Genomic DNA, 24321 nt, shown 5'->3' on the forward strand with positions numbered 1-24321 from the left:
GTCATTCCTTCGCCGGCACGTGGCTCGCGGTGGCGGCGTCCTTGACCACGCGGATCAGGCCTTCCTGCGCGCTGCTGGCGACCAGGCGGCCGTCGCGGTCGTAGATCTGCCCGCGCGCCAGACCGCGCGCGCCCTGCGCGCTGGGGCTGTCGATCGAGTACAGCAGCCATTCGTCGGCGCGGAACGGACGGTGGAACCACAGCGCGTGGTCGAGCGAAGCCATCTGCACGTTCGGCTGGTAATAGCTGATGCCATGAGGAAAGGTCGCGGTGCCGAGCAGATGGAAATCCGAAGCGTAGGCGAGCAGGGCGCGGTGCAGCTCGGGCGCGTCGCCGACCCGCTCGCTGAGGCGGAACCAGACCTGCTGGTACGGCGGGCGCTTGGGCGGGTTGAGCTCGTCGCGCGGGTAGACGTGGCGGAACTCGAACGGCCCCTGCCGCGAGAGCCAGCGCTGGACTTTGTTCGGCAGCGTGGCCATGACCTCGGCCGGCACCGCCGGCGCCGGCTCGATGTCCTCGGGCTTGGGCACTTCCGGCATCGACAGTTGGTGCTCGCCGCCTTCCTGGTCTTCCTGGAACGAGGCGGCGAGGAAGAAGATCGGCTGACCGTGCTGGATCGCGGTGACCCGTCGCACCGAGAAGCTGCCGCCGTCGCGGGTGCGGTCGGCCTGATAGACGATCGGCGCTTCGATGTCGCCGGCCTTGAGGAAGTAGGCGTGCAGCGAGTGCGCGGTGCGCGCGGTCTGCAGGGTCGCCTGCGCCGCCGACAGCGCCTGGCCGAGCACCTGGCCGCCGAACACGTATTTGGTGCCGATGTCGCGGCTCTGGCCGCGGAACAGGTTGTCTTCCAGCCGCTCCAGCGACAGCAGTTCGATCAGTTCGGAGACGGGCGAGGTGGTCATGCGGCCGGGGCCAGAGGGCGAGGCCGGCAGTATAGCGAAGGGGCAAGACGGGCCGGCCGCCGGGCCGGCCCGCCGCGTCGCGGTTCAGCGCGGGCAGTAGCGCGGCGGCACGCTGCTGCGCAGGTCGGCGAGGAAGATCGCCGGCGCGTTGACGCCCGGGATCAGCCGGCCGTAGCCGGAGACGAAGGCGGTGCGCAGGCCGTCGGCGCTGATGCTGGCGTAGCTGCTGTCCTGCGGCGAGCCGTCCTGGTGACCGGGCGAAAGCAGCTCGGTCGCGCCGTTGCTGCGGTCGCGACGATACAGGCCGGCCGGGCTCCACGGTCCCTGCGACGGCGAGCTGAACGCCACATGCCGGCCGTCGTGGTCCAGGGCCGACCAGCGGCTCTGGTAGGGCGCCGGTGCGTTGCCCGGATTGATCGTGATCATTTCCAGCGTGCCGGCGACGGTGTCGCGGACGAAAATCTGCGGCGTCAGCGGCGACGCGCTGCCGGTGAGGTCGGGCGCGGAACTGCGGAAGGACACGTAGCGGCCGTCGCCGCTGATCGCGTCGACGTCGGTGGCGCCCTGGGTCGGGATCTGGCCGTCGCTGCGGCGGTCGACGAGCTGGTTGCTGCCGGTGCCCAGATCGCGCAGGTAGACGTGCGGGGTCGTGGACCAGACGATGTCTTCGGCGATCAGGTTGAGCGCGCCGCTGCGGAACGCGAGGCGCCGGCCCTGGGCGTCGATGCGCGGGTATTGGCCTTCGGCCGGCTTGCCGTCGCGGTCGCGGCTGACCAGGGCGAGGCTGTCGGCCTGCACGTCGTAAACGAATACGTTGGTGCCGGAGTTGTCGTTCGCGACCAGATTGTTGGCGGCGGACTGGAAGGCCAGGTAGCGGCCGTCGGCGCTGATCGAAGGCTCGTCGCTGGGGCCGTCGCTGCCGGCGGCGCGCGCGGCGCTGACCCGGCGGATGCGTTGGGGATCGCCGACCGCGCGATGACGGTCGAGCAGGAACACGTCGGTGTGGCCGTTGCTGTCGTTGTCGCCGTAGACCAGATTGCTGGCGCGCGAGGCGAAGGCGACGTAACGGCCGTCGCCGCTGATCGAGGAGCGGCCGACCGAGCCGCCGGAGGAGTTGTTCGGCGCCTTGCCGTCCCAGGTGAGGCTGGCGATTTCGGTGCGGCGGCAGAACACGTCGTAGACGAACACGTCGGCGCCGAAAAAGCCGTCGACGCCGGGCGCGACGAAGCCCGATGCGGTCGAGCTGAACGACACCCACTGGCCGTCGGCGCTGAGTTCGGGGTAGTAGGCGTTGATCGCCGCGTTGGGGTTGTCGTAGGCGTGGCTGATCAATTGCAGGCGCGGTTGCGCGGCGAGCGGAGCGGCCGCCAGCGCGAGCGCGGCGGCGAGAGCGGAAATACGGGTCATGGTGAGGGCGTCCTTGATCCTGCGGGGAGAATGCGCGCCGCCGAGGCTGGCGCTGGCGCCGGCGCACTCCTGCCGGCGTGGGCCCAGTATCGAGCGGGGCCGGATCGCAGGGCGAGAACGAGACCGCGGTTTCGTCGCGTCAAAGCGGGGGGGGCGGTCGCAAGGCCGGCCGCGCGGTCGCTCAGGGCAGGCGTTGCAGCCCGCAGGCGGCCAGCACCTGCGGCCAAGGGAAACGCGGACCCGGATCGCGTTTGCGCGCGACTTCGACCGAAGCGTCGTCGCTGGCCGCGACCCGGGCCGTGTCCAGGTCTTCGTGCCCGGCGATGTAGCGCAGGCCGGGCAGGCGCGTGCGCAGGTCGGCGAGCAGGGCGATCAGGGCCTGGATCTGCGCCGGCGGGTAGTCCTCGTCCATCGCCTGATGGCGCGAGTCCAGCCAATGCGGATAGCGCCCGGTGTTGACCAGTTCGATGCCGACCGAGCGCGGGTTGTAGCCGCGCACGTGGTGGGCGATGCGGTCCTCGGCGACGTAGCGCAGGATGCGGCCGTCGCGGTCGAGGTAGTAATGGCCGCTGTTGCCGGTGCCCGAGGCCGGGTACAGCTCGCGTTCGCCGTATTCGCGCGCGGTCGCCAGGTCCGGCAGTTCGGTGCAGTGGATCACCGCCAGGTCGATCGCGCCGGGGTCGCGCGCTTCCAGGCGGGCTTCGTAGGGCAGGGGCTGGACGAGGATGTCCGGCGGCAGGTTCAGGGGCGGCATGGGCCCGGATGCTACCATTCGCTTTCCCACGGAGCCCGCCATGACCCTGCCGCCCGCCGACTCCGCGCTCGGAAAACTGATGGCCACGCTGCCGCGACCCGGCCGGGTCGAGTGGATCGGCGTGCGCCCGGCGCGTGGCGTCATCATGCAGGCATTGGACGAGGCGATCGCCTCGGCCGGCGGCGGCCTCGACGGCGACCGCTACAAGGGCGGCAGCGGCAAGCGCGGGATCACCCTGATCCAGGCCGAGCACCTGCCGGCGATCGCCGCACTGGCCGGCCGCGATGCGGTCGAGCCCGCGCTCTTGCGGCGCAATATCGTGATTTCCGGCCTGCCGCTGATCGCACTCAAGGACCGTCGCTTCCGCCTCGGCGAGGCGCTGTTGGAGTGGACCGAATCCTGCGATCCGTGCTCGATGATGGAAGCGGCGCTGGGCCCGGGCGGCTTCAACGCGATGCGCGGCCACGGCGGCGTGTGCGCGCGGGTGATCGAAGGCGGGCGCATCCGCCGCGGCGATGCGCTGGTGCCGGCGGACGCCTGACAGCGCCCCGGCGCGCCGTTCGCGCCCGAGGCGCGGCGAATTGAAACCACTTAACCAGATCGGATCGATGGGCATTACCGGACACTGCATTCTCTCTCACGGCTTCGAGAGCGGCCCCGACGCGACCAAGGTCACCGCCTTGGCCGAGGTCGCGCAACGCTGCGGCTGGAGCCACGAGCGCCCGGACTACACCGATCTGGACGCCAAGCGCGAGGTCAGCTCGCTCGGCGACGTCATGGCGCGCCAGCAGCGCCTGTTGGAGCTGGCCCGCGCCGCCGCCGCGCGCGGGCCGCTGTTGCTGGCCGGATCGAGCCTGGGCGCCTACATTTCGGCGCGGGTCTCGCTGCAAGTGCCGGTGGCCGGCTTGTTCCTGCTCTCGCCGCCGACCGCGATGGGCCCGGCGCCGGCGCTGGACGCCGCGCCGGTGCCGCTCAGCATCGTGCATGGCTGGGACGACGAATTGATTCCGGCCGCCGACGTGGTGGCCTGGGCGCAGCCGCGTCGCGCACGCCTGCTGCTGGTCGACGACAGCCATCGCCTGTCGGCGCACGTCGACGCCGGCGCCGAGGCGTTCGCGCGCTTGCTCGAGCGGGTGAGCGGGGCCGCGGCATGAACAAGTTCTACGCCAGCTGCGGCAAGGGCCTGGAATACCTGTTGGCCGACGAACTGGTCGCGCTGGGCTGCCGTCGCGCCACCGCCGCCACCGCCGGCGCCAACGTCGAAGGCACGCTCGCCGACGCGCAGCGCGCGGTGCTGTGGTCGCGCTTGGCCAGCCGGGTGCTGTGGCCGATCGCCGAATTCGACTGCGCCGACGAGCACGCGCTGTATCGCGGCGTGGCTGCGGTCGATTGGACCGAACACCTGGAGAGCGTGCACACCCTGGCGGTGGACGCGCATGTCTCCGGCGACGCGATCACCCATGCGCGCTACGCCGCGCAACGGGTCAAGGACGCGGTGGTCGACACCTTGCGCGCGCGCACCGGCGCGCGCCCCGACGTCGATACCGAGACTCCGGACCTGCGCCTGAACCTGGTCCTGCGCAAGGGGCGCGCCATCCTTTCGGTGGATCTCGGCGGCGGCCCGCTGCACCGGCGCGGCTGGCGGCAAAAGCAGGGCGAAGCGCCGCTCAAGGAAAACCTGGCCGCGGCGGTGCTGTTGCGCGGCCAATGGCCGAAGGTCTACGCCGAGGGCGGCGCGCTGTTCGACCCGATGTGCGGCAGCGGCACCCTGCTGATCGAAGCCGCGCTGATGGCCGCCGACGTCGCGCCGGGCCTGCAGCGCCACGGCTTGCTGCCGCCCACGCGCTGGCGCGGCTTCGACTTCGCCGGCTGGCGCGCCCTGTGCGACGAGGCGAGGACGCGCGAAAGCGCCGGTTTGGCCGCGCTGCGGCCCGCATTCGCTGGCAGCGACCTGGACCCGCACGCGATCCGGGCCGCGCGCGAAAACGAGGCGATGGCGGGCCTGTCCGGCCTGATCCATTGGCAAGTCGCCGATGTCGCGCAATTGCAGGCCTTGCCGATCGACGCCGGCGCTGCGCCGGGAGTCGCGGTCTGCAATCCGCCTTACGACGCCCGTCTCGCAGCCGACCCCGCGCTCTACCGCGCCCTCGGCGACGCGCTCAAGCGGCTGGTGCCGTCTTGGCGCGCCAGTCTGTTGTGCGGCGACGCCGGGCTGGCCCAGGCCACCGGCCTGCGCGCCAGCAAGAAGTACCAGATCTTCAACGGCGCGATCGAATGCGCGCTGATCGTTTGCGATCCGATCGCCCGCATCGGCCATGCCGAGCAGCGCGCGCAGGCCGAGGACGCCGCACCTGCGCCGCTCAGCGAAGGCGCGCAGATGGTCGCCAACCGCTTGCGCAAGAACCTGCGCAAGCTCAAGTCCTGGCGCGAGCGCGAAGGCGTGACCTGCTACCGCGCCTACGACGCGGACCTGCCGGAGTACGCCGCCGCGATCGACGTCTACGCCAGCGACGAAGCCGAGCCGCGCACTTATCTGCACGTTCAGGAGTATGCGGCGCCGGCGACGATTCCCGAGGCCGACCAGCGCCGGCGCTGGAACGAGCTGCTGGCGGCCGCGCGCGAGGTGTTCGCGGTGCCGCGCGAACGGATCGCGTTGAAGACCCGCGCCCGCGGCAAGGGCGGCAGCAAGTACGGCCAGTTCGACCAGCGCGGCGAGTTCGTGGCGGTGCGCGAAGGCGCGGCGCGGCTGCGGGTGAATCCGTTCGACTATCTCGACACCGGCCTGTTCCTCGATCACCGGCCGATGCGTCTGCGCATCGCCGGCGAGGCGCGCGGACGCCGGTTCCTCAACCTGTTCGCCTATACCGGCGCGGCGACCGTGCAGGCGGCGGTCGGCGGTGCCGCGGAAACCACCACGGTCGACCTGTCGGCGACCTACCTGCAGTGGTGCGCGGACAACCTGCGCGAAAATGGCATCGCCGGCCCGCAACACCGCTTGGTGCAGGCCGATGCGATGCAATGGCTGGAAGCCGACCGCGGCCGCTACGACTTGATCTTCTGCGACCCGCCGACCTTCTCCAATTCGGCCCGCGCCGACGACTTCGACATTCAGCGCGAGCACGTGCGCCTGTTGCGCGCGGCGGTCGCGCGCCTGGCCGACAACGGCGTGCTGTATTTCTCCAACAACTTCCGCCGTTTCCGCTTCGACGACGAAGCGGTGGCGCAGTTCGCCCGCTGCGAAGAGATCAGCGCCGCGACCATTCCGCCGGATTTCGCCCGCGACGCCCGGATCCACCGTTGCTGGCGCCTGGAGCCGCGTTGATGCCGTCGCATTCGTCTTTTCGTTCCGCCGGCCGCGGCGCGGCCGAGGCTTGCCGATGAAGTCCGTCCGCAAGCCCGGTGCCTGGACGTTCTTCCGCCAATGGCTGAAGAACCCTTTGCGCGTCGCTGCGGTGGCGCCGTCCAGCGCCGAACTGGCGGCGGCGATGATCGCCGAGCTGCCCGACGAAGCGCGGCGGGTGATCGAACTCGGCGGCGGCACCGGCGCGATCACCCGCGCCTTGCTCGGCGCCGGCATCCAGGAGCGCGATCTGCTGGTGCTGGAACTCAACGAAGAGCTGCACGCGCACCTGCAGCTGCGTTTCCCGCGCGTGCCGGTGCTGCTCGGCGACGCGCGCATGCTGCCGGCGCTGGCGCGCGAGCAGGGCTATCTGGAAGACGGGCCGGCCGATGCGATCGTGTCCGGCCTGGGCCTGTTGACGATGCCGCATCCGCTGCAGCGCGACATCCTTGCCGCCGCGTTCGAATGCCTGCGCGAGGACGGGGTGTTCGTGCAGTTCACCTACGGCCCGAGCGCGCCGGTCGCCGAAGCGGTGGCGCGCGGACTCGGGCTGCAGGTGCGCCGCGGCGAATTCGTGCTGCGCAACGTGCCGCCGGCGACGGTCTACGTTTACCGCAAGCCGCAGCGCTGAGCCCCGGCGACGCCCGGCTCCCCATGGAAGCGGCGCAAGCGGCGACAACCGAAGGGAACGGGGCGTAAGCGTCACAGCCGAATCTCGCATCGCCGGGCTTTGCCTCGCGCCTGCCGCTGGCTCCATCGTGAACGCAGCGCCGGCATCGCTGCGGCTGCCACGGCTTAGCCTGCCTCCTGCAAGACAATTGTTCTTTATTTGTAATTGATGATTGCAGTTTTGGCGGTATTGTTCTGAATTTGTCGTGACATCCTAGCCGCCATCGCCGATCCGGCGTGTCGAATCTGGAGCGTCCCATGGCCCCCGCCACCTCTACCGCTTACGCCCGCGTCGGCCGCAAGCTGCGCGGCCAGCCCACCTCGGACGGCGCCGGCGTGCGCCTGACCCGGGTCATCGGCGGCCCGCAGCTGCCCGATCTGGACCCGTTCCTGCTGCTCGACGAATTCGGCACCGATCGGCCGGAGGACTACCTCGCCGGTTTCCCCGAGCATCCCCACCGCGGCTTCGAGACCGTCACCTACATGCTCGACGGGCGCATGCGCCATCGCGACAACCACGGCAACGAAGGCGTGCTGGTGCCCGGCAGCGTGCAGTGGATGACCGCCGGCCGCGGCCTGGTGCATTCGGAGATGCCCGAACAGGAGCAGGGCCGCATGCGCGGTTTCCAGCTGTGGGTGAACCTGCCGGCGCGCGAAAAGATGACCGAGCCCAAGTACCAGGAGTTCGCACCCGATCGCATCGTGCAGCTGGCGCCGGCGCAGGGCGTGCAGGTCAAGCTGATCGCCGGCCGCCTCGGCGATCTGCGCGGCCCGATCGCGCAGCCGGCCACCGATCCGGTCTATCTCGATGTCGCGCTCGCCGACGGCGCCGCCTGGGAATACGACCTGCCCGAGGGCCATAACGCTTTCGCCTATGTTTACGAGGGCGAAGCGGCGATCGGCGAAGGCGAGGATGCGCGCACGGTGCAGGCGCAGGAGTTGGCGGTGTTGGCCGGCGGCAGCCGTCTGCGCTTGCGCGCATTGCAGCCGGATACGCGCCTGATCGTGGTCGCCGGGCGGCCGCTGCGCGAGCCGGTGGCGCGTTACGGCCCGTTCGTGATGAACACCAAGCAAGAGCTCATGCAGGCCTTCGTCGACTTCCAGGAAGGCAAGTTCTGAGAAGGCCAGTTCCGAGAAGGGAAGGTCTGAGAGGCGAGTTCTGAGTCGAACCGTCGCGGCATGGACGCCGGGCGGCGCTCTGCGAAGGGCTGCGCGCGAGCGCGGCCCCGGCCTGCAGCCACGGCGGAAGGACGCTGCCGGTCGGTCGCCGGCGCGCGGTTGCACTGTTGCAATGGCCGACCGCTGCGGTCCCGCGCGTTGATCGAGTATGGAACGCAGCGCGGCGGCGTCGGCCGGAGCGACTGCGATGACGCGCGGCCCGCCGCGCCCGCATGGAGCAACCGTCAATGGCCACCCGAATCGATCCCAAGCAATTCACCATCGTCGCCACCTTCGTTTCCGCCGGCGTCGCCGCCGGCGCGGGCGGTTTCGTCATCGTCGGCGGCAAGCTCAAGAAAGTGCCGCCGCGCGGCATCAAGCAATTGCAGGCGGCGTACCAGATGCTCGAAAGCGCCGATGGCCTGGCCGCCGGCCGGCTGAAGACGCAGCTGCAGCAGAACGCGGTGGACCTGGCGCAGCAGGCCGTCGGCGCCTGACGCATCCGCCGGCCGGGGCCGACGCCGCAGGGCGCCGTTGAGTTCCGGCCTGCCGGCGCAAGCCGGAGTCCATTCCGCTTCGCCCGTCCGCAGGCGCCGTTGCGCCGCGCGAGGCCCAGCCATGCGGCGAGCGCGGCCTGCGGGTCGGAATGGATTCCTGCTTGCGCCGGTACCTGCGCGGTCGAGGACGCCGCCGCGAAGCCGCGGATGCGGCGCCGGACCGCGCGTGCCGATGGCGCGCTCCGGCAACGAAAAAGCCGCGCTTTCGCGCGGCTTTTTCGTACCCCGATGCGGACCGCTTCAGTCCTTGCCGAGCCAGCGGTAGATCGCGCCGCCGAGCAGGCCGCCGAGAATGGGCGCAACCCAGAACAGCCACAGCTGGCCGATCGCGGCCGGGCCGGCGAACAGCGCCACGCCGGTGGATCGGGCCGGGTTCACGGAGGTGTTGGTGACCGGAATGCTGATCAGGTGGATCAGGGTCAGGCCCAGGCCGATCGCGATCGGGGCGAAACCGGCCGGCGCGTTGCGGTGGGTGGCGCCGAGGATGATCACCAGGAACATCGCGGTCATGACCACTTCGGTCAGGAACGCGGCGTGCATCGAGTAGCCGCCCGGCGACATCACGTCGTAGCCGTTGCTGGCGAAGGTGCCGGCCGCGGTCGGGTCGATCGCGAAACCGGCGGTGCCGCCGGCGATCTGCAGCAGGACGAAACCGGCGAGGATCGCGCCGACGACCTGGGCGACGATATAGGGCACCAGGTCCTTGGCCGGGAAGCGGCCGCCGGCCCACAGGCCGAAACTGACCGCGGGATTGAAGTGGCCGCCGGAAATGTGGCCGAGCGCATAGGCACCGGTCAGTACGGTCAGGCCGAAGGCCAGCGACACGCCGAGCAGGCCGATGCCGAGCGGATTGCCGGCACCGCCGAAGTTCGCCGCCAGCACCGCGCTGCCGCAACCGCCGAGTACCAGCCAGAACGTTCCGATGAACTCCGCACCGAGTCGCTTGATCATGTCGTTTTCCTCCGAGTGATGGGACTTGCCCTCGGCAGGGGATCGGACGGTTGTCCCGTTCAGGCGGGGAACGACGCGTCGCGACCCCATTCAGCCGAGTCGATTCTCATGCTGGCGGATAACGTGAAAATGAGCAACCGGTCACAAAAGTGTGCCGAATGCGACGCCGCGCGCGAGCGCGGCAAAATTGCCGCGTCGCGTGTGCACAGCGGGTGAGGTCAGCGGGCGCTGCTCAGTCGGGCCGAGGAAAATCGCAGCCCCTCGGCTTGGCCGAGCGCCTCCTTGAGCTGTTCCGACGAGTTCGCCTGCAGCCAGATGTGCGCGAGCTTGCCGTTGCCGACGTCGATCAGCGTTTCGCGCACCTGGACATTGGGCTTGCCGGCCAGTTCGCCGCGGTACCAATGCATGGAACGGCCGTCGATGGAGCCGGCCTCGGCGCGGTCGCCGCGGCGCGGTTCGAACGGCGACTTGGCGGCGATGTAAAGGCCGAAGGCCTCGCTGCCGTCGCTGTTGCGGATCGCCCGGCAGAAGTCCGAATCGGGGCCGGCCCGATACTCCCAGCGCAGATCGGTGCCGTCGGGCAATTGCGGGCAGGCGCCGCCGTCGGCGGCGGCAGGGTCCTGCGCCTGGGCGCAGGCGACGAAGAGCAAAACCAACCATGGCCAAGCGTGTTGGCCTTTCCCACCTGACTTCACGACACGTCCCCCTGAACCTGGAATAGGTCAAACGGTGTTGAGAGCCTTTGCAGGTTGTGACCTTAGTTCAGTTCGAGTCGGTTGACAAACGTTAAAGCACTATTCAGGTAACGGAATGAACTCATGCTCTCCGGGAATAAGGCCGAAGCGGCCTTCGGTCCAGTCGAGCTTGGCCTGTTCGATGCGCTCACGCGAACTTGAGACGAAGTTCCACCACAGGTGCCGCGGGCCGTCGAGCGGTTCGCCGCCCAGCAACATGGCCTTGAGCGGGGTTTTGGCGCGCAGCCGCGGACGGGTGCCGGGCTCGAGCAACACCAGGTGTTTTTCCGGCAGATCGGCGCCGTCGAGCTGGGCTTCGCCCTCGAGCAGGTACAGCGCGCGCTCGGCGTGGCTGTCTTCGATGTCCAATTGCGCGTCCGGGTAGAGATCGATCGCGACGTAGAGGGTGTCGGCGAACACCCGCACCGGCGATTCCTCGCCGAAGCCGCGGCCGGCGACGATGCGCAGCCAGGCGCCGTCGCGGCTCTGCTGCGGCAGGGTCGCGGCGGGGTGGTGGTGGAAGGCCGGCGCGGTTTCCTCGAACGAGCGCGGCAGCGCGACCCAGGTCTGCATGCCGTGCAGCGCATGGCCGTCGGCGCGCGGGCCTTGCGGGGTGCGCTCGGAGTGGGCGATGCCGCGGCCGGCGGTCATCCAGTTGACGTCGCCGGGAGCGATGTCCTGCACGCTGCCGAGGCTGTCGCGATGGCCGATCGAGCCGGCCCACAGGAAGGTCACCGTGGCCAGGCCGATATGCGGATGCGGGCGCACGTCGATGCCGCGGCCGGGCTCGAACAGCGCCGGGCCCATGTGATCGACGAACACGAACGGGCCGATCGAGCGGGCCTGGATGGACGGCACGGCGCGGCGGACCTGGAAGCCGCCGAGGTCGTGGACGCGCGGGGCGATGATCGTGGTCATGGTCGCGATTCCTGCAGGATGATGCCCGCAGGGTCGCACGAGTGCGCGGCAATCGCGCTACCGGCCCTGCAACTCGGTGTTGCGGCGACGGCGTCGTGCGGCGCGACAGGCGCGCCTCGTGCCGAGTCGCCGGGCGAGAGCCGCGGATGGAACGCGTGGCCCGCGCCGGACGGCGCCGCGTTCATTTCGCGTCGATCTTGAGCGTCGCGTTGGGCGGATCGGCGAAGTCCAGGCCCTGCACTTCGATCGTCCAGGCGCCGGCGCTGCGGCGCGGATCGCTGACGGTGTTGAACGACAGCGCCGTGCGCGCGCCGTCGGCGGCGGTGAATTCGAACGCCAGCACCGCGTCGCCGGCCCATACGCATTGCAGTTTCGGCGGACAGCGCGAGTCGGCGCTGACCGCGGCGAAGCGCAGCCGCGCGCCGTCGGGGAGGACCAGGCTGTCGCCGCGCGCCAAGGCCGTCGCTTGGCCGGGCAGGGCCTGGCGCGGCGCGTCGCCGCCGGAACCGGCGTGGGCGCAGGCGGTCAGTGCGGCGACGGCGAACGCGAGGGCGGCGAATCGGGCTTTCATCGGCGACTCCGGACGGCAGGGCGGGAGAGAGTCTAGCCCTTGCCGGCGCCGCGCTGCGCCGACGCCGTTACGGCGCCGGAGTCGGTTCGCTTCCGGTTCGGGCGTCGGCGCGCGCGTTACTGGCCGGACGAGGATGCCGGCCCGGCGTCGCGGCTCACGCGCAAATGCGCGCGGCCTTGCGCATCCACCCGTACCCACATGCGCCGGTCGTATTCGTTCTCGCTCATCGGCTCGACCGCGCAACCGCACAAGGCGGCGGCGATGCCGGGTGCGGTATTGCTGTGCGCGACCACCAGCACCGTGCCTTGCGGCCAGTCGCGGCGTAGGGCGGCGGCGAAATCGGCGGCGGGCTGCTTGGCGTCGTAGAGCGTGACTTGCAGGCCGTGCGCGGCTGCGGCCGGCGCGGCGGTGCCCTGCGTGCGGCGATAGCCGGTCGCGTACGCAGCGCGCAGCGGCGTGCGCGCCAGCGCCTCGATCAGGCGGCGTGCGCGCGCATGGCCGGCTTCGGACAGGCTGGGGTCGCGCGGGTCGTCGTCGGCTTTCTCTGCGTGGCGCACGATCAGATAGGTGGCGCCGGCGGCGGTGTCCGCCACGGCCGGCGCGTCCGGCTGGGGCGCCGTGGCGCAGGCCGACAGCAGCGCCGCGCACGCGGCGAACGAAAGGCGGCGTAGAACGTTCATGACGCAGTCCCGGTTCGCTGAGGAATTCATGGGCGCAACAGATCGGCGCCGGCCTGGGCGATGACACCGTCCTGCGCGGCCTGCGCGCCGGACACGCCGATCGCGCCGATCACCTGCTCGTCGAGCAGCAAGCGCACGCCGCCTTCGATCGGAAGCGCGTTCGGCAGGCCCAGCACCACCGTGTTGCCGCCTTCCAGCAGCTTCTGGTGGAAGGCCGAGTCGCGGCGGTAATTGGCGGCGTGGATGGCCTTGCCGATCGAGACCTCGACGCTGGAGTTGGGGGTGCCGTCCATGCGCTGGAAATGCAACAGCCGGCCGGCCTCGTCGACGATCGCGATCGCGACCTTCAGGCCGTCGGCGCGCGCCTTGTCCTCGACCGCCTGGGCGATGCGCTTGGCGGCGGCGAGGTTGAGCACGGTGCGTTGGCTCAGTTGCTCCTTCAGCGGCGGCGCGGCGAAGCACGACGAAGCGGCGCAGGCGAGGGCGCAGGCGAGCATTGCGGACGACAGGCGCGGCATGGCGGGCTCGGAGCGGGAGATGGGGCGAGAGTAGCCGCCTTGCGGCCGCGAGGGCAGTGCTGGTGGTCCTGCGAGGCGAAGGCAGAAGCAACTCCCCCCTGGCCTCTTTTCGAAGTCGGAATCGATAGGCGGGACGCCGTTGCGTGCGCTTTTGTGGGGATGGGCTGTCGGGGCCGGCCGACGGGATCGGCAGAGGAGAGCGCGAACGCTTTTCCCGCGGCCCTTTCGACGAAGGGGCGAGCGACCGCGCGGCGGGCGCGGCAGAGGTGCGGTTGCGGTCGCTCAAGGAGCAACGTCAGCAGCCAACCCTCCCGGCTCCCGCTTTTTTCCAAGGGGGAGCCGCAAGAGCGGAGCGGGGGCGCTCAATGCTTGGTGTCGAGCAAGGTCAGCAGGCCCTTGGCCGCGGCCAGGCGCGCCGGCGGATCGGGCAGGTCGAGCTTGATCCTGAGTTTGTCCGGGCCGTCCATCTGATAAAGCTTGGGCTGGCCCTGGATCATCTTGATGATCGACATGGGGTCGACGTTGGGCCGCTCGACGAATTGCAGGCGGCCGCCCTTGTCGCCGAGGTCGAGTTTGCGGATGCCCAGCGCGGTCGCGCCGAGCTTGAGTTCGGCCACCGCGAACAAATGCTTGGCCGCGTCCGGCAGCAGGCCGAAGCGGTCGATCATCTCGACCTGCAGCTCGCGCAGCTCTTCGCTGTCGCGCGCGCCGCTGATGCGCTTGTACAGCGTCAGGCGGGTGTGCACGTCGGGCAGATAGTCTTCCGGGATCAGCGCCGGAATATGCAGTTCGACCTCGGCGCCGCGCGCTTCGGCCGAATCCACGTCGGGCAGCTTGCCCTGGCGGATCGAGCGCACCGCGCGTTCGAGCAATTCGGTGTACAGGCTGAAGCCGACCTCGGCCATCTGCCCGCTCTGGTCCTCGCCGAGCAGTTCGCCGGCGCCGCGGATCTCCAGGTCGTGGGTGGCCAGGGTGAAACCGGCGCCGAGCTCGTCCATCGAGGCGATCGCTTCCAGGCGCTTCTGCGCGTCGGCGGTGATCGAACGCTGATCGGGAATCACCAGGTAGGCATAGGCGCGGTGATGCGAACGGCCGACGCGGCCGCGCAACTGGTGCAGCTGGGCCAGGCCGAATTTGTCGGCGCGGTTCATGATGATGGTGTTGGCGTTGGGGATGTCGATGCCCGATTCGATGATCGTCGTGCACAGCAGCACGTTGAAGCGCTGCTTGTGGAAATCGAGCATGACGCTTTCCAGCTCGCGCTCGGCCATCTGGCCGTGGGCGATGCCGATGCGCGCTTCCGGCACCAGCTCTTCCAGTTGGCGCTTCATCCGGCCGATGCTTTCGACGTCGTTGTGCAGGAAATACACCTGGCCGCCGCGCGCCAGTTCGCGCTGGAACGCTTCGCGCAGCTGCATGTCGTCCCAGGGCACGACGAAGGTCTGCACCGCCAGGCGGTGCGCCGGCGGGGTGGCGATGATGCTGAGGTCGCGCAGACCGGCCATGGCCATGTTGAGCGTGCGCGGGATCGGCGTCGCGGTCAGGGTCAGCAGGTGCACGTTGGCGCGCAGCGCCTTGAGCGCCTCTTTCTGGCGCACGCCGAAGCGCTGTTCCTCGTCGACGATGACCAGGCCGAGGTCCTTGAAGCGCACGTCGCTCTGCAGCAGGCGATGGGTGCCGACGACGACGTCGATCTTGCCCTCGGTCAGCTTCTCCAGCTCGGCCTTGATCTCCTTGCCGGTCTTGAAGCGCGACAGCACCTCGACTTTGAGCGGCCAGTCGGCGAAGCGGTCGCGGAAATTGCGGTAGTGCTGCTCGGCCAGCAGCGTGGTCGGCACCAGCACCGCAACCTGCTTGCCGGCTGCGGCGGCGACGAAGGCCGCGCGCACCGCGACTTCGGTCTTGCCGAAGCCGACGTCGCCGCAGACCACCCGGTCCATCGGCTGGCTGCTGGACAGGTCGCGGATCACCGCCTCGATCGAAGCGTGCTGGTCGGGCGTCTCCTCGAACGGGAACGCGGCCGCGAACGGCTCGTACATGGCCCGGTCCACGTCCAGCGCGAGGCCGGCGCGGGCCTGGCGCTTGGCCTGGATCTCGAGCAGTTCGGCGGCCACGTCGCGGACCTTCTCGGCCGCCTTGCGCTTGGCTTTGGTCCATTGTTCGCCGCCGAGCGAGTGCAGCGGCGCGGTCTCGACCGAGGCGCCGGAGTAGCGGCTGATCAGGTGCAACTGCGCGACCGGCACGTACAGCCGGTCGCCCTTGGCGTACTCGATTTCCAGGTATTCGCCGGGCTGACCGCCGGCTTCGAGCACGATCAGGCCGCGGTAACGGCCGACGCCGTGGTCCTCGTGCACGATCGGCGCGCCCTCGGACAACTCGCCCAGGTCGCGGATGATCGCTTCCGGCTCGCGCCCGACGCGCTTGCGCCGACGCGGCTGCGAGGCGCGCTCGGGGAACAGCTGCCGCTCGGTCAGCACCGCCAGCGGCGGCTGGTCGAGGGCGAAGCCGTCCTCCAGTGGCGCGACCGCGATCGCGAAGCGGCTGGCGCCGTCGCGGAACGCACGCCAGTCGGCGACCACCTCCGGGCGCAGTTGCGCGGCCTGCAGCACTTCCAGCAAAGCTTCGCGGCGGCCGGGGCTGTCGGCGGCGATCAGCACCCGGCCCGGGTAGTGAGCGAGGAAGGATTTCAGCGCTTCGGCCGGCGCGGCGTCGCGTGCGGCGACCGGCAGCGCCGGCGCCGGCTGGTCGCCGAGGGCGAGCGCGCGCTCGCGTTGCGCATGGCCTTCGCCGCACAGCTCGATGCGCCGGCCCTGGTTGAGCCGCTCGCGCAGGCCGACCGGGGTCAGGTAAAGCTGATCCGGCGGCAGCAGCGGCCGCTCGATGTCGTGGCGGCGTTGTTCGTAGCGCTCGCCGGTGTGGCTCCAGAACTGGTCGGCGGCGTCCAGCGCGCCGTCGGCGAGCACCGGCAGGACGGCTTCGTCGAGGTAGTCGAACAGGGTCGCGGTCTGTTCGAAAAACAAAGGCAGGTAGTACTCGATGCCCGACGGCGCCAGCCCGGCCTTGAGGTCCTGGTACAGGGCGCTGCGCCGGGTGTCGAGGTCGAAGCGCTCGCGCAGCGCGTCGAGCGCGCGCTTGAGCGAGGCCTCGTCCAGCGGCACTTCGCGTCCGGGCAGCATGCGCACCGCTTCGATCTTGTCGAGCGAGCGCTGCGATTCCGGATCGAAGGCGCGGATGGTTTCGATTTCGTCGTCGAGCAGTTCGATCCGGAACGGCGATTGCGCGCCCATCGGATAGACGTCGAGCAGGCCGCCGCGCACGGCGAAGTCGCCCGGGTCCAGCACCTGCGGCACGTGCCGGTAGCCGGCCGATTCGAGCCGGCGCTTTTCCGCGTCCAGGTCCAAGCGTTGGCCGACCGCGAGGTCGAAACTGCCGCCGACCACGTGGCGGCGCGGCGCCAGCCGCTGCAGCAGGGTCTGCACCGGCACCACGACGATGCCGCGCTTGAGGCCGGGCAGGCGGTGCAGGGCCGCCAGCCGCTGCGAGACGATGTCCGGGTGCGGGCTGAAGACGTCGTAGGGCAGGGTCTCCCAATCCGGAAACGCCAACACCGGCAAAGCCGGGTCGACGCCGAGCAGGGTGCGCAGGTCGGATTCGAGCTGGTGTGCGCCGTGATTGTCGCGGGCGATCGCGAGCAGCGGCGCATCGTGTTCGGCGGCGGCGCGGGCGAGCGCCCAGGCCAAGGCGGACGGCGAGGCCGGCGCGCGCCACCAGGCGCGCTGCTGGCCGGTCTTGGGCAGAAGAGAGGACACAGGGCAGCGTTGGTCGCGGGGGGCGCTAGGTTAGCCTCACCCCGGGATCGCGTCACGCCGTGCGGCGACGGCGGTTCGGCGTGGCCTCAGCCGGTGCGGCGCCGTCCGACCGCGCCACCGCGCACGAGCACGGACGCCGCGGGGCCGCAGCGTCCGGTCGCCGTAGCGCTTGGACGAGCCCGGATCAGGCGGGTGCGGATTTGTCCGAGTCCGAGCCGGAATCGCCGCCCAGCTCGGGTTCGCCGGCGCCTTCGGCCTGCGACGGCGGCTTGGCGCGCAGGTCCAGCACTACCCGGATCAGCCCCGGCGAGTCCTGCTGGAATTCGCGTTCGAAGCCCAGCGACTGCGCCAGCGACAACATCGGCGCGTTGTGTTCGAACACTTCGCCGTACAGCCGGTGCACTTTTTTGCCGCGCGCCCACTTCACCAGCCGGGTCATCAGATAGCGGCCCAGGCCCATGTTGGCGATATAGCGGCTGACCAGGATCGCGAACTCGGCATCGCGAGTGCGCTCGTCGATGGCGATCCGCGCGACCGCGCCGACCAGGGCCTCGCCGGGAGGGAAGGGTTCGGCGGCGACCAGGGCGAACTCGGTGCGCGGATCGATACGGGTGAAGCGCTCCGCCATTTCCGGCGTGAGTTCCTTCAGCGCGTACAAGAAGCGCTGACGCACTTCGTCGGGCTGCAGCAGAGTGAAACCGGCCCGCAGGGGCTCGGCATCTTCGGGCCGTACCGGGCGTATCAACACCTCGCGTCCGTTGGGGAGACGCTGGCGTTCGTGCCAGGGCGGCAATCGTTCACGCGTGGCCATGGGTCTGATAGTGGCACATTGTGACGGATTTAGCCCTTCCTCTTTGCGATACCCGTCCGAGGTCCCGACCGGCGGGCGTCGGTATCCGCGATGCGGCGGCAGCGGGACGAAGGGCGGGGTCCCGTGCGGGCCTCATCGGGCCTGGGGTTTGTTGACGCAATCCATGCCAGAAATGAGAATTGGTTTCATCATGGCCGGCTAACCGCGGCCTGACAACTGCCATTGGCCAGCCCAGCCTCCGCTGGAGTGTGCCTGGGGCGTGCCGACCTGCCGGCTGGGCGATGGTCGGCGGGGGCGATACACGGGCGCTCGCCACACCGAAGGCGAGCTGCGCCGGGTGTTCGGCGGGACCCGGCGCCGGCCGCCGACGGGAGCATCCTGGCCCGACGCATCGGGTCCCGATCCGCGCCCGGCGACAATCCGGCAAGCCCGCCTGTCGCGTCTGGACCGGTTCGTGGGCAGGGCGCCGGCCGCGACCGCCCGGTCGATGCCATCGCCCGGCGCAAGGGCCTTTCGGTCCTCAATCGCCAGTATCGGCAATGCTAGACTCCGCCGCTTGAAACCCGAAGGAGCAGTTCAGTCATGGCAGGTGGTGGTGATTCGACCCGCGCGATCCTGTTCGCGCTAGGCGCCAATTTCGCGATCGCGGTGTCCAAGGGCGTCGCAGCGTTCTTCACCGGCTCCAGCGCGATGCTGGCCGAGACCGTCCACTCCCTGGCCGACTGCGGCAACCAAGGCCTGCTGATCCTCGGCCTGAAGCAATCCAAGCGCCCGCCGTCGCCCGACTATCCGCTGGGTTACGGCAAGGCGATCTACTTCTGGTCGTTCCTGGTCGCGGTGATGCTGTTCACCGTCGGCGGCATGTTCTCGCTGTACGAAGGCATCCACAAACTGCAGCACCCCGAACCGCTCAAGCAGTGGTGGTGGGCGGCCGGCGTGCTGACCTTCGGCATCGTCGCCGAGGCGATCTCGATGCGCGCCTGCCTGCAGGAAGTGGCCAAGGCGCGCGGCCAGCGCACTTTGTGGCAGTGGTTCCGCGAAAGCCGCCAGGCCGAACTGGTGGTGATCTTCGGCGAAGACCTCGCCGCGCTGCTGGGCCTGGTGCTGGCGCTGATCGCCGTGATCCTGACCGTGGTCACCGGCAACCCGATCTGGGACGCCATCGGCACCGTCTGCATCGGCGCGCTGCTGATCATCGTGGCGGTGTTCGTCGCCATCGAAGTCAAGGCGATGCTGATCGGCCAAAGCGTCGACCCGCTGCGCCAGCAGCAGATCCGCGAGTTTCTCGACGCGCGCCCGGAAGTGGCGCGGGTCATCAGCCTGATCACCCTGCAACTGGGCAACGAGGTGATGGTCTCGGTGCAGGCGCAGATGCGCGAAGAGCACAGCGTGGCCGGACTGACCGAGCAGATCAACGCGGTCGAGCGGGCGATGAAGCAGGCCTTCCCGGAAGTGCGCTGGAGCTTCTTCGAGCCCGACGTCGCGCGCGGCGACTGAGGCCGCGCTGCGGCACCGCAAGACGAGGCCGGGAGTGCGCTGCGCTTCCGGCCTTTTCGTTGGCGATAATCGTTCCGACGACGAAATGGACCCCGAACGATGAAGACCGGCCAAGCGGTATTGCTGTCGATAGCGATCGTGGCGGCCGCGGCGGCGGCCTTGGGCGGGGTCGGCTACGTGGCCTACCGGCAGCTCGAAGGCAAGGTGGCGCAACGCAGCCGGGCGGGGCAGGAAAACGCCGCCGGCCCAATGCACGGCGCCGCCGGCGCAGACCGGCAGGCGGCCGGGGATGGCGGCAAGGGCGGCGGCTGCGCGATCCAGGACCACGACGCCCGCGCCCGCGCCGTGCTGGCGCCGGTGGCCGCGGCCATGCAGACCAGCCAGCGGCCGGTGGCGCGGATCGAACTGAGCGAACTGAAGACCGACGCGTTGCGGTTGAGCAAGGTCGGCGGCCGCGCCTATTGGGCGGCCGGGCGCGATTACCCGCGCGATCCCCAGGGGCGGCCGTTGTTCCTGCTGGCCCAGCTCGATTTCGCCGAACTGCCGGTGATGCCGGGCTATCCCCAGCAGGGCTTGCTGCAGTTCTTCGTCTCCGCCGACGACTACTACGGCGCCGGCCTGGACCGCGCTCACGGCGAGGACCGCATGCAGGCGCTGGCCGAACAACGCGGCTTCCGCGTCGTGTACTGGCCGCGCACCGATGCGCCGGCGGTCGCGCCGCCGGCGGGCACGGCGGCCGGCGAGGGCCTGCCGTTCGATCCGGCCCGGCCGCGCCGGATCCGTTTCGTCGCCGACCACGAAACCATCGGCGGCAACGACGCCGGGCTCGAGCGCGCCATCGGCCGCGACATCGATGGCCTGATCGCCGATTACCGCAAGGCCCATCCCGAGGACGAGGCCGAGGACGTCGCCGACGACGTCGCCGCCTATCTGGACCGTGCCGGACACAAGCTCGGCGGCTACCCCGACTTCACCCAGTCCGATCCGCGCGCCGCCGGCGATGAGCGCGTGCTGCTGTTGCAGCTCGACAGCGACGAGGACCTGATGTGGGGCGATTCGGGCATCGCCAATTTCTTCATCGACCCCGACGACCTGGCCCGCGCCGATTTCAGCCGCGTGGCTTATCACTGGGACTGCTACTGAGGCCGCCACGACGAGGCCCGCACCGTTCGACGCCGGGCAGATGTGTGTCTGCGTCGTATCGCCACGAAGACCGCGCGGCCTGTCTGGGCTTGTACGGGGGCGGTAACGGCCGGGGGCGCGCCCCCGGCCGTCGATCCGTGCGGACGATCCTTTCGGGCCGTCCCGCCGGATCAGGGCAGGACGCAGCCGCAGCGGCGATAGCAGTTGGAATACTCGATCCAGCAGCGGCTGCCGCCGCTGTTCTCGCAGTTGGTCAGCGCGGTTTCGCACCCCAGGCGGCAGGTGTTGTTGCAGGCGAAGGCGCCGGCGCTGCTGGCGATGGTCATGCCGAAGGCGAAGGCGCACACGGCGAGAAACCCGATCTTCTTCCTGATCATTCGAATTCCCTCTCTCCAGCCCGTCATTGGGCGGCGCCGTGATACGACGCCCGCCGCGCTCGCGCAAGTCGTCGCCGCCCGGCGCCGGCGCGCAGCGGCACGGCCGCGGGCATGCGGATGCGGCGCAAGCCGGCCACGCCAAGCGCGCGCGGCTCCCGCGCAGCGATGCCGACGTGCCGGCGGGACGGCGCGCACGGCGGCGCAAGCGTGCGCTGGAACGCGATTTCCGCTGCGTTGCAGCGTGCCGCTGCGCGGGGCTCAGTCGGGCCGCTTGAGCCAGTTCAAGCCGCCTTCGGCGGCAGAGGTTTCGCCGAGCGTGCGCGCCAATGCCGGCAGCACCGCGGTCAGGGTCTCGTCCAACTGCCACGGCGCGTTGAGCAGCAACAGGCCGCTGCCGTTCATGCGCAGCGGCGAATCGTCGGCGCGCACCAGCAGTTCGGCGGTCAGGATGGACTTGGCCGGCAGCGCGGCGGCGCGGCGGTAGAACGGCTGCAGCGCGCGCCGGCGCTTGATCGGATACCACAGCGCGTAACAGCCCTGCGGCCATCGGGCCAGGCCCTCGCGCAGCGCCGCCAAGGCGGTGTCGAACTCTTCCAACTGCGCTTCGTACGGCGGGTCGATCAGGACCAGGCCGCGGTTGTAGCGGGTGGCGCCGATCTTGGGCGGCAACAGCGCCTTCATCGCCGCGTAGCCGTCGCGGGCGTGCACGGCCATGCGCGGGTCGGCATGGAAGTGCTGCCGGAGCTGGCCGGCCTCCTCCGGCTGCAGTTCGCAGGCGGCGATGCGGTCGTCCTCGCGCAGGGCATGCGCCAGCAACCAGGGCGAACCCGGGTAGGCGGCCGGCCCGTGCACGCTGCGGCAGGCCCGCACCGCGGCCAGATAGCGCGCGATCGCCGGTTGTTTCGGCGCCTCGGCGATCAGCCGGCCGATTCCGCCCTCGGCTTCGCCGGTGCGCTGGGCCGAATTGCCGTCCAGGGGGTACAACCCGCGCCCGGCATGGGTATCGAGCGCGAACAGCGGCGCCGGCTTGATGGTCAGCGCATCGCACAAGGCCAGCAGGGCGACGTGTTTGAGCACATCGGCGTGGTTGCCGGCGTGGAAGGCGTGGCGGTAGTTCATTTTCGGCCGGGATTGGGTTTCGGGATCGGGGATTGGGAAAAGCAAACAAGCAGTCCCCGGGACATTATGGGGCCTGGGCGAGTCGCGCCGCGAAAGCGGCAGCCCGCAGGCCGAACAGGCATCATGGGCGACGCGGCGCTTCGCCCATCCCCCATCCCGAATCCCCAATCCCCGCCCCATGCGCATCCTTCTGGTAGAAGACGAATCCGCCATCGCCGACACCGTGTTGTACGCGCTGCGCGCGGAGGGCTACGAGGCGGTGCATTGCCTGACCGGGGGCGAGGCGCTGCGCGAGGCGGCGCGCGGGGCGTTCGACCTGGCGGTGCTGGACGTCGGCCTGCCCGACATCGGCGGTTTCGCGCTGTGCCGCGAGCTGCGCCGCGAGCGCGATCTGCCGGTGATCTTCCTGACCGCGCAGAACGCCGAGGCCGACCGTATCCTCGGCCTGGAGATCGGCGCCGACGACTACGTGACCAAGCCGTTCTCGCCGCGCGAACTGGCGACCCGGGTGCGGGTGGTGCTGCGCCGGCTGCGTCCCGGCGGCAGCGAGGCCGCGCCGGCGACCGAGGAGGGCTTCGTCCACGACGCCGAGGGCAAGCGCATCCGCTACCGCGGCCAGGCCCTGGACCTGACCCGCTACGAGTACGGCCTGCTGGCCGCTTTGTTGCAGCGCCCGGGCGCGGTGCTGTCGCGCGCGCAGTTGATGGACCGGGTCTGGGGCGATGCGCTGGACAGCGGCGACCGCACCGTCGACACCCATATCAAGACCCTGCGCGCCAAGCTGCGCGAAGTCGCCGCCGACGCCGACCCGATCCGCACCCACCGCGGACTGGGCTACTCGCTCGACAACGCCTGAGCCGGGGCCGCTCGTGCGCATCGGACTGCGGATCTTCCTCGGCTACTTCCTGATCGTCGCGGTCGCGGCGTTGTTGCTGGTGCGGGTGTTCGTGGCCGAGGTCAAGCCCGGCGTGCGCCAGGCGATGGAAGACACTCTGGTCGACACCGCCAACGTGCTGGCCGAACTGGCCACCGACGATTTCCTCGCCGGCCGCATCGACCGCGGCGACTTCGCCAAGCGCGTGCGCTCGCTGGACGGACGCGACGTCGGCGCGGCGATCTGGGGCTTCCGCAAGCCGGAAACCAGCTATCGCGTCTACGTGACCGACGCGCGCGGCATCGTCGTGTTCGACAGCAGCGGCGTCGCGGTGGGGCAGGACTATTCGCGCTGGAACGACGTCTACCTGACCCTGCGCGGCCGCTACGGCGCGCGCTCCAGCGCGGTCGATCCGGCGCGCCCGGACGACACCGTGATGCACGTGGCCGCTCCGATCCGCGACGAGCGCGGCCGGGTGATCGGTTCGTTGACTGTGGCCAAGCCGAACGCCGCGATCGCGCCGTTCATCGCCCGCAGCCAGGCGGTGGTGACGCGCTGGGGCTTCGTGCTGATGGGCGCGGCGCTGGCCATCGGGGTGATCGTGTCGTGGTGGCTGTCGCGCCAGATCGGCCTGCTGCGGCGCTACGCGCAGGCGGTCACCGCGGGCAAGCGCGCCGACCCGCCGGACGCCGCCGGCGAGTTCGGCGAACTCGGTCAGGCGTTGGAGACCATGCGTGCGCGCCTGGAGGGCAAGCAGTACGTCGAGCAATACGTGCATACGCTGACCCACGAAATGAAGAGCCCGTTGGCGGCGATCCGCGGCAGCGCCGAATTGCTGGAATCGCCGCCCGGCGATGCGCCGATGCCCGATGCCGACCGCGCGCGCTTCGCCGGCAGCATCCGCCGTCAGGCCGAGCGCCTGGCGCAGATGATCGACAAGCTGCTGGCGCTGGCGGCGGTCGAACATCGCCAACGCCTGGAACGGCCCGAACCGGTGGCGTTGGCGGCGATCGCGCGCGAGGCGGCCGAGCATTGCGCGCAGCGCATCGACGGCGCCGGCGCGCGGCTGTTGCTGGACCTGGACCCGAGCCTGCCGCCGGTGCGCGGCGACGCTTTCCTGCTGCGTCAGGCGCTGATCAACCTGCTCGACAATGCAGCCGATTTTTCGCCGCCGGGCGGCGAGATCGTGTTGCGCCTGCAACGCATCGGCGAGGCGCAGCAGGTCGAGGTCGGCGATCGCGGCCCCGGGGTGCCGGACTATGCGGTGGGGCGGGTGTTCGAACGCTTCTACTCGCTGCCGCGGCCGGCCGGGGGCAGCCGCAGCAGCGGTCTGGGGCTGTGCTTCGTCGCCGAGGTCGCGTCCCTGCACGGCGGCAGCGCGCAACTGCGCAACCGCGACGGCGAGCCCGGCGCGATCGCCGCCCTGTCCATTCCGGAGTAGGAGCGGCGCAAGCCGCGACCAAGGCACGCGCGGGCGCCCCGGCCTGCGCCATCGACCGAAGCCCGGCCCCGCCGCTTCTGCGCAAACGGGGC

At 70.4% G+C, this 24321-nt stretch carries 23 protein-coding genes; 10 read left to right on the forward strand and 13 right to left on the reverse strand.

Annotated features, from left to right (window positions below):
• Window position 1: 1 nt before the first annotated feature.
• The 3 genes from tesB to V2J18_RS07400 all read right to left on the reverse strand — a co-directional run bounded on the left by tesB (window position 2) and on the right by V2J18_RS07400 (window position 3062).
• Window positions 2–901 (reverse strand): acyl-CoA thioesterase II, encoded by a 900-nt coding sequence (gene tesB / locus V2J18_RS07390; RefSeq protein WP_064746274.1) that lies wholly within the window; start codon window positions 899–901, stop codon window positions 2–4.
• 84 nt (window positions 902–985) lie between these two features.
• Complete coding sequence (locus V2J18_RS07395) at window positions 986–2308, reverse strand: TolB family protein (RefSeq protein ID WP_336131433.1); 1323 nt, start codon at window positions 2306–2308, stop codon at window positions 986–988.
• Window positions 2309–2489: 181 nt separating this feature from the next.
• A complete protein-coding gene (locus V2J18_RS07400) occupies window positions 2490–3062 on the reverse strand; it encodes an N-acetylmuramoyl-L-alanine amidase (protein WP_064746272.1) in 573 nt (190 codons plus the stop codon).
• Between the two features lie 40 nt (window positions 3063–3102).
• Between V2J18_RS07400 and V2J18_RS07405 the strand changes: the two genes are divergently transcribed.
• The 6 genes from V2J18_RS07405 to V2J18_RS07430 all read left to right on the forward strand — a co-directional run bounded on the left by V2J18_RS07405 (window position 3103) and on the right by V2J18_RS07430 (window position 8726).
• Window positions 3103–3603: an MOSC domain-containing protein gene (locus tag V2J18_RS07405; RefSeq protein WP_336131434.1), complete on the forward strand. Its 501-nt coding sequence runs from the start codon at window positions 3103–3105 to the stop codon at window positions 3601–3603.
• Between the two features lie 67 nt (window positions 3604–3670).
• Complete coding sequence (locus tag V2J18_RS07410) at window positions 3671–4216, forward strand: YqiA/YcfP family alpha/beta fold hydrolase (RefSeq protein ID WP_336131435.1); 546 nt, start codon at window positions 3671–3673, stop codon at window positions 4214–4216.
• Window positions 4213–6384: a bifunctional 23S rRNA (guanine(2069)-N(7))-methyltransferase RlmK/23S rRNA (guanine(2445)-N(2))-methyltransferase RlmL gene (gene rlmKL / locus V2J18_RS07415; protein WP_336131436.1), complete on the forward strand. Its 2172-nt coding sequence runs from the start codon at window positions 4213–4215 to the stop codon at window positions 6382–6384. Before V2J18_RS07410 ends, rlmKL begins: the two co-directional genes overlap by 4 nt.
• 55 nt (window positions 6385–6439) lie before the next feature.
• The gene (locus V2J18_RS07420) at window positions 6440–7033 is read left to right on the forward strand and encodes a class I SAM-dependent methyltransferase (RefSeq protein ID WP_064746268.1); all 594 of its coding nucleotides are present in this window, start codon (window positions 6440–6442) and stop codon (window positions 7031–7033) included.
• A gap of 296 nt (window positions 7034–7329) precedes the next feature.
• A complete protein-coding gene (locus V2J18_RS07425) occupies window positions 7330–8190 on the forward strand; it encodes a pirin family protein (RefSeq protein WP_064746267.1) in 861 nt (286 codons plus the stop codon).
• A 287-nt stretch (window positions 8191–8477) separates the two neighbouring features.
• On the forward strand, window positions 8478–8726 hold the full coding sequence (locus tag V2J18_RS07430) for a hypothetical protein (RefSeq protein WP_064746266.1): 249 nt from the start codon (window positions 8478–8480) through the stop codon (window positions 8724–8726).
• Between the two features lie 300 nt (window positions 8727–9026).
• Here V2J18_RS07430 and aqpZ read toward each other — a convergent pair whose 3' ends face one another.
• The 8 genes from aqpZ to V2J18_RS07470 form a co-directional block, all read right to left on the reverse strand.
• Window positions 9027–9737: an aquaporin Z gene (gene aqpZ / locus V2J18_RS07435; RefSeq protein ID WP_064746265.1), complete on the reverse strand. Its 711-nt coding sequence runs from the start codon at window positions 9735–9737 to the stop codon at window positions 9027–9029.
• Between the two features lie 218 nt (window positions 9738–9955).
• A complete protein-coding gene (locus tag V2J18_RS07440; RefSeq protein ID WP_141233306.1) occupies window positions 9956–10393 on the reverse strand; it encodes a hypothetical protein in 438 nt (145 codons plus the stop codon).
• A 138-nt stretch (window positions 10394–10531) separates the two neighbouring features.
• Complete coding sequence (locus tag V2J18_RS07445; protein ID WP_064746263.1) at window positions 10532–11389, reverse strand: pirin family protein; 858 nt, start codon at window positions 11387–11389, stop codon at window positions 10532–10534.
• A 181-nt stretch (window positions 11390–11570) separates the two neighbouring features.
• Entirely contained in the window at window positions 11571–11960 is a 390-nt protein-coding gene (locus tag V2J18_RS07450) for a hypothetical protein (protein ID WP_064746262.1), read from the reverse strand.
• A gap of 116 nt (window positions 11961–12076) precedes the next feature.
• Complete coding sequence (locus V2J18_RS07455) at window positions 12077–12640, reverse strand: histidine phosphatase family protein (RefSeq protein WP_064746261.1); 564 nt, start codon at window positions 12638–12640, stop codon at window positions 12077–12079.
• 26 nt (window positions 12641–12666) lie between these two features.
• A complete protein-coding gene (locus V2J18_RS07460) occupies window positions 12667–13158 on the reverse strand; it encodes a GlcG/HbpS family heme-binding protein (RefSeq protein WP_336131437.1) in 492 nt (163 codons plus the stop codon).
• A 362-nt stretch (window positions 13159–13520) separates the two neighbouring features.
• Window positions 13521–16967 (reverse strand): transcription-repair coupling factor, encoded by a 3447-nt coding sequence (gene mfd / locus V2J18_RS07465; RefSeq protein ID WP_064746259.1) that lies wholly within the window; start codon window positions 16965–16967, stop codon window positions 13521–13523.
• Between the two features lie 184 nt (window positions 16968–17151).
• Window positions 17152–17778 (reverse strand): GNAT family N-acetyltransferase, encoded by a 627-nt coding sequence (locus tag V2J18_RS07470; protein ID WP_079247990.1) that lies wholly within the window; start codon window positions 17776–17778, stop codon window positions 17152–17154.
• A 582-nt stretch (window positions 17779–18360) separates the two neighbouring features.
• Here V2J18_RS07470 and V2J18_RS07475 point away from each other — a divergent pair.
• Together V2J18_RS07475 and V2J18_RS07480 are read left to right on the forward strand one after the other, a co-directional pair.
• Entirely contained in the window at window positions 18361–19275 is a 915-nt protein-coding gene (locus V2J18_RS07475; protein ID WP_064746258.1) for a cation diffusion facilitator family transporter, read from the forward strand.
• A 99-nt stretch (window positions 19276–19374) separates the two neighbouring features.
• Window positions 19375–20418 carry a YwqG family protein gene (locus V2J18_RS07480; RefSeq protein WP_064746257.1) on the forward strand — a complete coding sequence of 348 codons (1044 nt, stop codon included), beginning with the start codon at window positions 19375–19377 and terminating at the stop codon, window positions 20416–20418.
• A gap of 170 nt (window positions 20419–20588) precedes the next feature.
• Here the strand turns inward: V2J18_RS07480 and V2J18_RS07485 are convergent, their stop codons facing one another.
• Window positions 20589–20795: a hypothetical protein gene (locus V2J18_RS07485; RefSeq protein ID WP_064746256.1), complete on the reverse strand. Its 207-nt coding sequence runs from the start codon at window positions 20793–20795 to the stop codon at window positions 20589–20591.
• Between the two features lie 258 nt (window positions 20796–21053).
• Complete coding sequence (locus tag V2J18_RS07490) at window positions 21054–21914, reverse strand: 23S rRNA (adenine(2030)-N(6))-methyltransferase RlmJ (RefSeq protein ID WP_336131438.1); 861 nt, start codon at window positions 21912–21914, stop codon at window positions 21054–21056.
• 178 nt (window positions 21915–22092) lie between these two features.
• On the opposite strand from V2J18_RS07490, the gene creB reads away from it, so the two are divergent.
• A complete protein-coding gene (gene creB / locus V2J18_RS07495; RefSeq protein ID WP_064746254.1) occupies window positions 22093–22770 on the forward strand; it encodes a two-component system response regulator CreB in 678 nt (225 codons plus the stop codon).
• 13 nt (window positions 22771–22783) lie between these two features.
• Window positions 22784–24229, forward strand: a complete 1446-nt coding sequence (gene creC / locus V2J18_RS07500; RefSeq protein ID WP_336131439.1) for a two-component system sensor histidine kinase CreC — start codon at window positions 22784–22786, stop codon at window positions 24227–24229.
• Window positions 24230–24321: the final 92 nt, after the last annotated feature.

The organism is Lysobacter firmicutimachus, from assembly GCF_037027445.1.
GTDB classification, from domain to species: Bacteria; Pseudomonadota; Gammaproteobacteria; order Xanthomonadales; family Xanthomonadaceae; genus Lysobacter; species Lysobacter firmicutimachus.